The organism is uncultured Phascolarctobacterium sp., from assembly GCF_934190775.1.
Taxonomy (GTDB): Bacteria; Bacillota; Negativicutes; order Acidaminococcales; family Acidaminococcaceae; genus Phascolarctobacterium_A.
This window is the reverse complement of sequence record NZ_CAKPTG010000008.1, coordinates 59522-71611: the sequence shown is the minus strand read 5'-3', so window position 1 is coordinate 71611 and position 12090 is coordinate 59522. Positions and strand designations below refer to the sequence as shown.

Genomic DNA, 12090 nt, shown 5'->3' with positions numbered 1-12090 from the left:
GTGAATTATGCTCTTGCTTGCTGTCCCGACAGCTTGAGTGAGGGCAGCAAGTTTTGGAGGTAAAGAATGAAAATAGGTATGGTCAGCCTTGGCTGTCCCAAAAATTTGATAGATTCCGAGATTATGCTGGGTATTATCAAGGATAAGCAACTGGAGGTTACCAATAATCCTGCAGATGCTGATCTGATTATTGTTAATACCTGCGGTTTTATTGAAAGTGCGAAGGAAGAATCCATCAGCACAATTTTACAAATGGCGCAATATAAGGAGCAGGGAAGCTGCAAGTATCTGATTATGACAGGCTGTCTTGGTCAGCGTTATGCAGACGAGCTTTTTGAAAGCATGCCTGAGGTAGACGCTATCGTCGGTACTGACAGCTTTACTGATATTGGCTGGGTTATTGACCAGGTGATGGCAGGCAAGCGCGTTAAGCATTTGCAAAAGCTGGAAAGCAAGAATGTACAGGCACCGCCGCGTATGCTGACTACGCCGAATTATATGGCGTACCTGAAAATTGCCGAGGGCTGTGACAATTGTTGTTCCTACTGCATTATTCCGCAGCTGCGTGGTCCCTACACCAGTCGTCCCTATGATGAAGTTATGGCAGAGGCAAGAAGCCTGGCTACTCATGGTGTCAAGGAGCTGATTGTAGTAGCGCAGGATACCACACGTTATGGTGAGGATCTCACCGGTAAGCTGCTTTTACCGCAGCTGCTGCGTGACCTGAACGAGCTTGATGGTATTGAGTGGATTCGCGTTATGTATCTATATCCCAACAACTTTACGGATGAATTGATTGCAGCCTTTGCTGAATGTGACAAAGTATGCAAGTATATTGATATTCCTCTGCAGCATGCCAGCGACAGACTGCTGGACAGCATGAACCGTTATGACACACGCGCACAGGTGGAGGAGCTTCTGGCAAAGCTGCGTGAGCGCATTCCTGGAATTACTATCCGCACTACTTTCATTGTTGGTTTCCCTGGTGAAACCGATGAGGATTTTGCGGAGCTGATGGACTTTGTTGAAAAGCAGCGTTTTGAAAACGCAGGCGTGTTCCAGTATTCTCAGGAGGAGGGCACTGTGGCCGGCGCTATGGAAAACCAGATTGAGCCTGAGGTTAAGGAAAACCGCTATCATGAGCTGATGGCGCTGCAGGCAGGTATTTCCGAAGAAATCCATCAGGAGCGCGAGGATGAGGAGCTGGACGTTATCGTCGAAGGCTTTGATGAAGAAAATCCCGCTCTTGCGGTAGGACGTTCCTACCACGAGGCACCTGATATTGACGGCAACATCTTTATTGAAAATGCCGCTGAGCTTGAGGTTGGCCAGATGGTAAGAGTGCGTATTCTGCAAGGCTTTACCTATGAAATGGTAGCAGAGCTGGTTTAAGAGCGTTGCTGTAAGAGTCAAAATAACCGGTGAGAGGGTGACAGCAGATGAAGGTTGAAATCATTACTACCGGGACGGAGCTGCTGCTGGGTGAAATTTTGAACACCAATGTGCAGTATTTATCCCGCAAGCTGAATAATATAGGCTTTGATGTTTTATATCACACTACGGTCGGAGATAATCCGGAGCGTATGCGCGCAGTGTTGGAGCAGGCCATGCAGCGCGCCGATATCATCATTACCAGCGGCGGTCTGGGACCGACGCGCGGTGATATTACCAAGGAGATGGTAATGGAGGTATGTCATACCGAAGGCTATCTCGATTTGGATACGTGGGGACGCATAGATGCTTATTTTGCCAAGAAGGGACTTTGCCCATCGCAAAATAACGAAAAGCAGGCATATGTTCCCATCGGGGCCGAGGTACTGCAGAACGATGTGGGTACCGCTCCCGGACTGTGGCTGGAATATAAGGACAAAATCTTCATTATGCTGCCCGGACCTCCGAGCGAGCTTACGGATGTGTGCGAAAAGCAGCTGCTGCCGCGTATGCTGCAGCGCTTCAGCGAGCACGGCATTATCATGTCGCGCACCTTGCATCTGCGCGGTATCGGCGAATCCATGGTAGCGTCCAAGCTCGACGAGCTGATTATGGCGCAGACCAATCCGACGATTGCACTTTATGCCCGCTACGGTGAAATTCTCATCAGGCTTACGGCGAAGGCTGCCAATGACAAGGAGGCAGTCAAGCTGCTCGACGCTATGGAAGTCAAGGTACGCAAGAGCGTTGATAATTATATATACGGTGTGGATGATGCCACTCTGGCGGCCTGCTTAGGGCAGGAGCTGCTGAAGCAGGGCAAAACTATTGCCTTTGCGGAATCCTGCAGCGGCGGTCTTGCCAGCAGCCTAGTTACGGATGTGCCGGGCAGCAGCGAATATCTGCTGGGAAGCATCGTCAGCTACACTAACATGGCTAAGCAGAAGCTGCTTAATGTGCAGGCAGATACGCTGGCCAAATACGGCGCTGTCAGCCGCGAAACCGCCTGCGAAATGGCACTGGGCGTGCGCAAGCAGCTGGGCAGCGATTATGGTGTGAGCATTACCGGCAACGCCGGACCGGGAGCCAGTGAGGGCAAACCGGTAGGCCTGGTATATATTGCCGTTGCCACTGACGACGTGGTATATTGCCAGGAGCACCATTTTATGTCGACAAGAACAGAAAATAAGCTGAGAATAGCTCAGACAGCTATTTCCATGGCTATTGATAAATTATTAGAAGAAAAAAACAATATGGAGGATAAACATTAATGACCATTCAAAAAGAGATGTTCGGCAGCTTAGAGCTGGACAAAAAAATTGTAACTGCCCTGACTGACATGGGCTTCGAAGAGCCTTCTCCGATTCAGGCCGCTACTATTCCCCTGGTGCTCGAGGGTAACGACGTTATCGGCCAGGCACAGACCGGTACCGGCAAGACCGCTGCCTTCGGTATTCCTCTGGTGCAGGCAATTACCGACTTCAAGCATATTCAGGCGCTGATTATGACTCCGACCCGTGAGCTGGCTATCCAGGTTGCGGAAGAGGTTGGCAAAATCGGCCGTACTCGCCGCGTGCGTGCGCTGCCTGTTTACGGCGGCCAGCCGATTGAACGCCAGATCCGTGCGCTGCGCAACAATGTGCAGATTGTTATCGGTACTCCGGGCCGTTTGATTGACCATATCAACCGCGGTACTATCCGTCTGGACCATATCAAATTCCTGGTACTGGACGAGGCCGACGAAATGCTGGATATGGGCTTTGTTGATGATATCGAAGAAATTATGCGTAGCCTGCCGGTTGAACGCCAGACTTTGCTTTTCTCCGCAACTATGCCTCGTCCGATTCTGAGCCTGACCAAGAAGTACATGAAGGCGCCGAAGAATGTAACCATTTCCAAGGAAGAGCTGACTGTACCTCTGATTGAGCAATATTATTTCGAAACCAAGGATAAGATTGAAGGCCTGTGCCGTCTGCTGGACGCAGAAATCGATGGCAAGCTGATTATCTTCTGCCGTACCAAAAAGGGTGTTGACGACCTGTCTATCGCACTTTCCAGCCGTGGCTACATGGCTGAGGGCCTGCATGGCGACCTGAGCCAGAACCAGCGTGACCGCGTAATGAAGAAATTCCGCGAGGGCGCTGTTGATGTGCTGATTGCTACCGACGTTGCTGCCCGCGGCATCGACGTTGACAACATTACCCACGTTATCAACTTTGATATTCCGCAGGATCCGGAAAGCTACGTTCACCGCATCGGCCGTACCGGTCGTGCAGGCAACACCGGCGTAGCTATGACCTTCATCACTCCGCGTGAGTTCCGTCAGCTGAAGCTGATTGAGCGTACCGTCAAGACTAAAATCCAACGCCGTCAGCTGCCGACCGCTGCTAACGTTATCGAGCGTCAACGCGACCAGATTATCAGCAAGATGCAGACTGTGCTGGAGCTGAACGCATACCATGATTATATGCCTATTGCCGAAAGCCTGCTGGATGATTACAGCGCCGAAGAGGTTGCTGCCGCAGCTCTGAAGCTGATGCAGGAGGGTATTAAGGCTCTGGAGGCTCCGCAGGAGGATATCCTGTCCAAGGACCTGCGCAACACCGGCGGCCGTCCGGGCATGGTGCGCCTGTTCATCAACATCGGCCGCAGCCAGAAGATTATGGTTAAAGATATTGTCAGCACCATTGCTATCGAAGCAGACATTCCGGCACGTGATATCGGCCTGATCAATATCTATGATAAGTTCACCTTTGTTGAGGTACCGGAGGATGTAGCCGAAAAGGTTATCGGTGCGATGAACAAGAACTTTATCAAGGGGTATAAGGTTAATATTGAGCCTGCTAAGGCAAGAAGATAATAAAAATAGCCTCTCCTTGGGGAGACAAGGTGAATTGCCCGTAGGGCAAGAGAAGGCACCCTGGGGCGGGTGCCGAGCTTGTCGAGGCGGAGAGGGGTTCTGCCTAAAGCAACGTTTCTGTCAAGCCCCTCTCAGTCGCCCTGGCGGGCGCCAGCTCCCCCCGAGGGGAGCCTTTCAATAAGCAAATTGCTAAGCTATCCCCCCAAGGGGAGCCTTTCGATAAGCAAATTGCTAAGTTAACCCCCAATTGGAGGTGAATACCCATGGCTAATGAAATTTACGGCAACCTGAAGGGTATCCGTAATTCCGTTATTGAAGAATTAAAAACTTTTTATGATATCCGTCTGGAGGGCGGTCAGCTGCTGACAAGCGAGCTGGCTTTGCGTATGGCGGATGTTACTGATTTTATTAACCGCGAGGTGAGCGTTTATGTTGCGCGCAATGGTCAGGTGCTTGCCGTATCGGTGGGCAATAATCAGAGTGTGGAGCTGCCTCCGGTTGAGGGCAGACGCGGTGCCAGCCGTTTGAGCGGCGTGCGCTGTGTGCATACTCATCCCAACGGCAATCCGCTGCTCAGCGGTGTGGATATTTCCGCGCTGAAGAATAACCGTTTTGATGCGATGATTGCTGTCGACGTTACTTCGCCGGATATCAGCCAGTCGCAGATGAGCTTCGGCATGATTACCGGGATTGACGATAACGAGCAATATCAGGTGGAATGCTACGGACCGCTGACGCTGCAGGAGGCGGAGGGAGTGTTCTTCCCGAATCTGGCGGCGATGGTGGAGCGAATCCTTGATAAGCAGACAGGCAGTGCTAGTCTGGCGCAGGGAACCGAGCGTGCGATTATTGTGGGCATGGAATACGGTGCTCCCAACAGCAGCGGCTGGACGGCCGAGGATTCGTTGGAGGAGCTGAAGCAGCTGGCAGATACTGCCGGTGCGGAGGTTGTGGCAAGATTCCTGCAGAAGCGCCCCAAGCCGGACCCGGCGTTCTTTATCGGCCGCGGCAAGGTGCAGGAGCTGGCGCTTTATGTGCAGCAGGAGAACGTAGACCTGTGCATTTTTGACGATGAGCTTTCACCGGCACAGCAGCGTAATATTGAGCAGTCAATGGGTGTGCGTGTGCTTGACCGCACGGCGCTTATCCTCGATATTTTTGCCCAACGTGCGCATACTAATGAAGGTAAGCTGCAGGTTGAGCTGGCGCAGCTGCAATATACGCTGCCGCGTATTATGGGCAAGGGCCTGGCGCTGTCGCGTCTTGGCGGTGGCATCGGTACCCGCGGTCCCGGCGAAACTAAGCTGGAGGTTGACCGCCGTCGCATCCGTGACCGCATTGCCTATATTAAGGAATGCATCGGCAAGGTTAAGAGTGTGCGCACTCTGCACCGTGCAGGACGCACGAAGGCGAGTGTACCTATGGTAAGCCTTGTGGGCTACACCAACGCCGGCAAATCCACGCTTTTGAATACGCTGACTAATTCGGATATCTACGCGCAGGACCAGCTTTTCGCAACGCTGGACCCGACTACGCGCCAGTTAGATCTGCCGAATAAGCAGCAGGCTATTTTGACCGATACTGTCGGCTTTATCCAACGCTTGCCGCATCAGCTGGTTGCGGCCTTCCAGTCTACACTGGAGGAGGTTGTGCAGTCCGACGTGCTGCTGCACGTTATTGATGTCAGCCACGAGCTGTATAAGGAGCAGGCTGCTGCTGTTTATCAGGTTCTGGATGAGCTTGGTGCCAAGGATAAGACGATTATCACGGTTTATAATAAAATCGATAAGCTGCCGCCGGATTCCGGTCTGGCAGAGCGTTTGAGCAAGGAAGAAAACAGCATCTGCATTTCCGCTAAGGCACGTTATAATCTTGACGGCCTGTTGGCGCTGATTGCAGAAAACCTGAAGCTGAAGGCGGTAGAGGAGAGCTTCCTCGTGCCTTACAGCGATTCTGCTGCGGTAGGACGCTTGCATGATGCAGGCACTGTACTGGAGCAGGAATATCTGGCGCAGGGCACACTGCTGAAGGTGCGCCTGGACGCAGAGCAGGTGCAGCAGTTTGCCAAGTATCTTGCTGCAGATGCCAAGGCTTAGGATGAATTGGCGTTATGCCGAAAAATATAAAAATATCAGGTGAGAATTTTGGTTGATTACAATGCATTAGAGCAGGCAGCCTTAGCTGAGGTTGCTAAACATACCGCAGAGCTAGAAGCAGCAGCTTTGTACAATACTGAAAAGGTTATTGCGGCTTTCCGTAATAACATGGTTTCCGACTACTACTTGAAGCCTACTACTGGCTACGGCTACAGTGATGTGGGCCGCGATACTCTGGATCTGATTTACGCGGAGCTGTTCAAAACCGAGGCAGCGTTGGTGCGTTCTCAGTTCGTCAGCGGTACCCATGCGCTGGCAGTTGCTCTGCTGGGCAACCTGCGCGCAGGCGATGAGCTGATTGCCGTAACAGGTGCTCCTTATGACACTATGCAGACTATTATCGGCTCTCCGGTTAAAACTCCCGGCTCCTTGGTTGACTTGGGCGTAACCTACAAGGAGCTGCCGATGAAGGGCGACCATGTTGATTTGGAGGCTGTAAAAAACGCTGTTACCTCCAAGACTACGATGATTCATATTCAGCGCTCCTGCGGCTACAGCAGCGAACGTAAGACTATTGACGTTGCTGAAATCGGCCGTATCTGCAGTGCAGCGAAGGAAGCTAACCCGAATGTTATCTGCTTTGTTGATAACTGCTACGGCGAGTTTATCGAGAAGCAGGAGCCTACCGAGGTTGGCGCTGATCTGATGGCAGGCTCTCTGATTAAGAATCTGGGCGGCGGTCTGGCTCCTACAGGCGGTTATATTGTCGGCCGTGCGGATTTGGTTGAGAATGCTTCCTACCGTCTTACCGCTCCCGGTCTGGGCGGCGAGATGGGCGCAACTCTGGGCGATACCGCGCGTGAGTTCTATCAGGGACTTTTCCTGGCTCCGCATATTGTGGTGCAGGCTGTTAAGACTGCTGTTTTTGCGGCTGCTGTTTTCAAAGGCCTGGGCTATGCTGTTAAGCCGCTGCCGGAGGAACGCCGCAGCGATATTATTCAGGCTATTACCTTGGAGAGCAAGCAGCGTCTGTGCGATTTCTGCGTTGCTATTCAGGGCAATTCTCCTGTTGATGCGCACGTTGAGCCAGTTCCGAGTCCGCTGCCGGGTTATCAGGATGAGATTATTATGGCTGCGGGTACCTTTGTACAGGGCGCTTCTATTGAGCTGAGTGCCGATGGTCCGTGCCGTGAGCCGTTTAATGTTTTCTTCCAGGGCGGTTTGACTTTTGAGCATGGTCGTCTGGCGATTATGGCGGCGGCTAAGCGCGTGGGGCCTAAAGAGGGGTAAGAAAGTTAAAAATTCGTAATTAAATCTCATTCCGTTCAAAAGAATTGCGGGCACTCGTTTCGTGTGGAACCAAGACGAAGTGCCGAAAAACTCGCGCTGAGCTAAAAAATTATGCAATATTAGCTTGCATAGCGCTCAGACAGTTTCGGCCCTTCGGTGGTTCCAGACACTTACTCGCTGCAATTGTTATTTCTCTGCATGAGAATTTAATTACTCAATTTAGTTTACTCTTAACTTTATAATAAGAGTAAAGTTACTCAATTTATGTTGCTTTTAATGATGCAATAAAGTTTCGGTTACTCAATTTAGTCTGGCATCGAATTGACGTCAATTTTGATGGCGGAGTTGTTTAAGGATGATTTATATGAATAACATGGCAGTATGTAATTATATAGTGGGCGTGCTGGGCGCGGTTATCGGTGGTCTGATTATGCAGGCGGCGGCAGCCTTTCCGCTGGAGTTTACGGAGAACGGCCCCGGTCCCGGCTTTTGGCCTTTTGCGCTGGGTGCGGTGCTGGGCGCTGTTTCGGTTTTGCTGCTGCTTTATACCTTTATCAATAAAACTGATTTACATGGCGTGAAGGTGCAGCTTTCTTCGACAGGCAACAAGCGCGTTTATTTAATGATGGGAATTGTTGTTGTGTTCTGCGTGCTCATCAGCATTCTCGGCTTTTATCCGGCAGCGGCACTTTTGATTCCGGCTGTTATGCGTCTTATGGATTATCGCAATTATAAGGTGATAGGCCTGACAACGGTACTGTGTCTGCTGTTTATTTATCTTGTTTTCGGCATGTTGCTGCATACGCAGATGCCGCAATCTGTATTCATGGAGTAGGGGGTCATACTGATGGTTGATATAATGAGCGCATTAAATATGATTTTCGTCCCCATGAATCTGCTGGGACTTTTCTTTGGCGTGCTGGTTGGCATTGCCTTCGGCTGTATGCCGGGCCTGAGTGTTAACATGGGCTTGGCGCTGCTGTTTCCGCTGGCCTTTACCTTTCACGGTATCGGCGGCATTCTGATGCTGCTGGGCATTTACTGCGGTGCGATTTACGGCGGCAGTATTTCGGCAATCCTGTTGAAAACTCCGGGTACGCCTGCTTCCGTAGCGACTACTCTGGACGGTTACCCGATGGCGACGAAGATGGGGCAGCCTGGACGTGCTCTCGGACTTTCCACCTTGGCCAGCACCTTCGGCGGTATTTTCAGTACCGTCTGCCTGATTTTGCTGGCACCGCAGCTGGCAAAGGTTGCACTGCAGTTTTCCAAACCGGAATATTTTGCTCTGGCTATTTTCGGCCTCAGCATTATTACGAGCGTTTCCTCCGGCAGTGTTATCAAGGGTATTATGGGCGGTCTTATCGGCCTGTTCCTGGCAACAGTCGGCATTGACGGTATGAGCGGTGCAATCCGCTTTACTTTGGACACCAACTATTTTATGGGAGGTGTATCCTTTATCCCTGTGCTGATCGGCGTATTCGCTTTTGCGCAGGTGTTGAGCAGTATTGAGGATTATTATCATAATGAACGTCAGGAGCAGCACATGATGCTGGACCGTCTGCTGCCTTCGTTTGAGGATATCAAGAGAGTGTTTACCACGCTTTTGCGTTCCTCCTTCATCGGCACCTTCATCGGCTGTGTGCCCGGTACCGGCGGCGATATCGCATCCTTTGTTTCCTATGACCAGGCTAAACGCTGGTCTAAGCACAGCAAGAACTTCGGCAACGGCGAGCCTGAGGGCATTGTAGCCTCCGAGGCAGGCAACAACGCTGTATCCGGCGGTGCTTTTATTCCGGTGCTTACGTTGGGTATCCCCGGTGATGGCGCAACGGCAATTATGATGGGTGCGCTGATGGTTCAGGGCCTGCAGCCCGGTCCCTTGCTGTTTGTGGAAAAGGCGCCTGATGTTTATGCTATCTTCATCGGTCTGCTGTTGGCCAACGTGATTATGGGTATCATGGGCTTTTCGTTAATCAGACTTTTTATGAAGGTTGTTAACGTGCCTGTGCATATTCTGCTGCCGATTATCGTGATGATGACCTTCGTGGGCACTTATTCCTACAATAATTCCCTGAACGATGTTTATCTGATGGTGGCAAGCGGTTTCTTAGGTTACTTTATGAACAAGCTGGGCTTTTCTATGTCGGCGATTATCATCGGCATTATCCTCGGCGGTATGGCGGAGCAGAACTTTGTCGGCTCGCTGATTATGAGTGACGGCAGCTTTGCTATTTTCTTCCAGCGTCCGCTGTGCCTGTTCTTCCTGGTGGCAGCTCTTTTATCACTGCTTTCACCGCTTTTCGGCAAGCTGTTCAAAAGAAGTTAAATTTTACTTGACAAACTCCCTGCGTTTGGCTAAACTAAGCATATAAAGGGAGTAGCTTGCACGCATGGCGTGTTCACTCTGTCGTCAGTACGATTGCTTTGGCAATCCGGCTTTGTGACTAAGTAGCGAGACTTTGTTGTAATTTTATTGCAGCAATGTCTCGCTTTTTTGTTTTTAGGGACGGCTGCAAATCAAGGAGGAAGAAAATGGAAATAGCTTTACAGTTTGTTTTATTGGCTTTAGGCTTTGTGATGCTCGGTAAGGGGGCGGATTGGTTTGTTGAAGGTGCAGCAGGCATTGCCATGCGCTTCGGCATTCCGCAGCTGGTAATCGGCCTTACTATCGTGGCGATGGGTACGAGCGCACCGGAGGCGGCGGTAAGTATCGCTGCTGCAGTTAAGGGTAATGCAGATATTACCATCGGTAATATCGTCGGCAGTAATATTCTTAATATCCTGGTGATTCTCGGCCTTGCGGCTTCTATTGTGCCGATTGCGGTAGCGCGTTCTACCGTACGCATCGAAATCCCCTTCATGATTGGTGTTACCGCACTGCTGTTTTATCAGGGACGCGACGGTAGCATCAGTCTGGCGGACGGCGGTGTGCTTATGGTAGCCTTTGCCGCATATATGATGTATCTGTACACCATGGCGATGAAAAGCAATGTCGACAGTGACCTTGAAGAACCCGGCCTGCCGCTGGGACGCTGCCTTTTGGGTGCAGTGGGCGGTTTGGCGCTGATTATTGCGGGCAGTAATGTAACCGTAGGCGCAGCAACTTCTATTGCTACCTATGCGGGACTCAGCGAGCGTTTTATCGGCCTGACGATTGTGGCTTTGGGCACCTCGCTGCCGGAGCTGTTTACCTCTGTGGCGGCAGCACGCCGCGGCAATGCGGATATTGCCATCGGCAATATCGTCGGCAGCAACATTTTCAATATCCTTTTCGTAGTAGGCTTGTCCTCGCTGATTATCGACATTCCCTTTGCATCTGCCTTCAACTTTGATACCTATGTAGCGCTTGGTGCGGCAGTGCTTCTGTGGTTGTGCGTGTTGCGTACTCAACGCCTGCAGCGCTGGGCAGGTGCGCTGATGCTGGTGTGCTATGCGGCATATCTGGGGTATATTCTGTAAGCACAGCATTATAATGTAAAAAATTTAACATTTACCCTCCGCAAGCAGTAAAAATCTCTTGCCTGCTTGCGGAATTTATGGTAAAATATTTTGGTGTAAAAATAACACACGCAGGAAAATTCATCTGTTGCTACGTTTTGCCGCGTAGAGAAGAATTATAACCCATTCCTGCGGAGGAAAAAACAGGAGGAAACAAAAAATGGCTATTATCTCTATGAAACAATTACTTGAAGCTGGTGTACACTTTGGTCACCAAACCCGTCGTTGGAACCCTAAAATGGCTCCGTACATCTTCACCGAGCGTAATGGTATCTACATCATCGACCTGCAAAAAACCGTAAAAAAGGTTGACGAAGCTTACAACTTCATCCGTGAGGTTGCTGCTGCTGGCGAAAACATTCTGTTCGTTGGTACCAAAAAACAAGCTCAAGAAGCTATGAAAGAAGAAGCTACCCGCTGCAACATGTTCTTCGTTAACGAGCGTTGGCTGGGCGGCATGCTGACCAACTTCAAAACCATCCAAACCCGTATTGCACGTCTGCGCAAACTGGAAGCTATGGAAGCTGACGGCACCTTCGACCTGCTGCCGAAGAAAGAAGTTATCGGCCTGAAACATGAAATGGAAAAACTGACCAAATACTTGGGCGGTATCAAAGACATGAAAAAACTGCCGGGCGCTATGTTCATCGTTGACCCCCGCAAAGAGCACATCGCTGTTCTGGAAGCTCACAAACTGAACATTCCTATCGTTGCAACCGTTGACACCAACTGCGATCCGGACGAAATCGATCATGTAATCCCTGCAAACGACGACGCTATCCGCGCTGTAAAACTGCTGACCGCTAAAATGGCTGACGCTGTTCTGGAAGGCCGTCAAGGTATGCAAACTGAAGAAGCTGCTGCTGAAGAAGCTCCGGCAACCGAAGAAGCTGAATAATCCTAACGTTAATA

Annotated in this window: 9 protein-coding genes; all 9 read left to right on the top strand. The window is 50.8% G+C overall.

Going from position 1 to position 12090, the window contains the following annotated elements; translation table 11 throughout:
• Positions 1–66 precede the first annotated feature (66 nt).
• The 9 genes from rimO (at position 67) to rpsB (ending at position 12076) form a co-directional block, all read left to right on the top strand.
• Positions 67–1392: a 30S ribosomal protein S12 methylthiotransferase RimO gene (gene rimO / locus Q0G26_RS06065; RefSeq protein WP_293829174.1), complete on the top strand. Its 1326-nt coding sequence runs from the start codon at positions 67–69 to the stop codon at positions 1390–1392.
• A gap of 47 nt (positions 1393–1439) precedes the next feature.
• Positions 1440–2702, top strand: coding sequence for a competence/damage-inducible protein A (locus tag Q0G26_RS06060; protein WP_293829173.1), 1263 nt, complete (start codon positions 1440–1442; stop codon positions 2700–2702).
• Entirely contained in the window at positions 2702–4291 is a 1590-nt protein-coding gene (locus tag Q0G26_RS06055; RefSeq protein ID WP_009144874.1) for a DEAD/DEAH box helicase, read from the top strand. The genes Q0G26_RS06060 and Q0G26_RS06055 overlap by 1 nt, the downstream gene beginning before the upstream one ends.
• 263 nt (positions 4292–4554) lie before the next feature.
• Positions 4555–6387: a GTPase HflX gene (gene hflX / locus Q0G26_RS06050; RefSeq protein ID WP_293829172.1), complete on the top strand. Its 1833-nt coding sequence runs from the start codon at positions 4555–4557 to the stop codon at positions 6385–6387.
• 48 nt (positions 6388–6435) lie between these two features.
• Complete coding sequence (locus Q0G26_RS06045) at positions 6436–7677, top strand: methionine gamma-lyase family protein (protein ID WP_366517748.1); 1242 nt, start codon at positions 6436–6438, stop codon at positions 7675–7677.
• Between the two features lie 364 nt (positions 7678–8041).
• Positions 8042–8512: a tripartite tricarboxylate transporter TctB family protein gene (locus Q0G26_RS06040; RefSeq protein WP_293829170.1), complete on the top strand. Its 471-nt coding sequence runs from the start codon at positions 8042–8044 to the stop codon at positions 8510–8512.
• A gap of 12 nt (positions 8513–8524) precedes the next feature.
• Positions 8525–10006: a tripartite tricarboxylate transporter permease gene (locus Q0G26_RS06035; RefSeq protein WP_293829169.1), complete on the top strand. Its 1482-nt coding sequence runs from the start codon at positions 8525–8527 to the stop codon at positions 10004–10006.
• Positions 10007–10212: 206 nt separating this feature from the next.
• Positions 10213–11139 (top strand): calcium/sodium antiporter, encoded by a 927-nt coding sequence (locus tag Q0G26_RS06030; protein WP_246869361.1) that lies wholly within the window; start codon positions 10213–10215, stop codon positions 11137–11139.
• 199 nt (positions 11140–11338) lie between these two features.
• Positions 11339–12076 carry a 30S ribosomal protein S2 gene (rpsB, locus tag Q0G26_RS06025; RefSeq protein WP_021721143.1) on the top strand — a complete coding sequence of 246 codons (738 nt, stop codon included), beginning with the start codon at positions 11339–11341 and terminating at the stop codon, positions 12074–12076.
• Positions 12077–12090 lie beyond the last annotated feature (14 nt).

Bases quoted from the DNA above. Each gene is read 5' to 3' on its own strand.
- rimO (WP_293829174.1), top strand. From the start codon at position 67: ATGAAAATAGGTATGGTCAGCCTTGGCTGTCCCAAAAATTTGATAGAT.
- Q0G26_RS06060 (WP_293829173.1), top strand. From the start codon at position 1,440: ATGAAGGTTGAAATCATTACTACCGGGACGGAGCTGCTGCTGGGTGAA.
- Q0G26_RS06055 (WP_009144874.1), top strand. From the start codon at position 2,702: ATGACCATTCAAAAAGAGATGTTCGGCAGCTTAGAGCTGGACAAAAAA.
- hflX (WP_293829172.1), top strand. From the start codon at position 4,555: ATGGCTAATGAAATTTACGGCAACCTGAAGGGTATCCGTAATTCCGTT.
- Q0G26_RS06040 (WP_293829170.1), top strand. From the start codon at position 8,042: ATGAATAACATGGCAGTATGTAATTATATAGTGGGCGTGCTGGGCGCG.
- Q0G26_RS06035 (WP_293829169.1), top strand. From the start codon at position 8,525: ATGGTTGATATAATGAGCGCATTAAATATGATTTTCGTCCCCATGAAT.
- Q0G26_RS06030 (WP_246869361.1), top strand. From the start codon at position 10,213: ATGGAAATAGCTTTACAGTTTGTTTTATTGGCTTTAGGCTTTGTGATG.
- rpsB (WP_021721143.1), top strand. From the start codon at position 11,339: ATGGCTATTATCTCTATGAAACAATTACTTGAAGCTGGTGTACACTTT.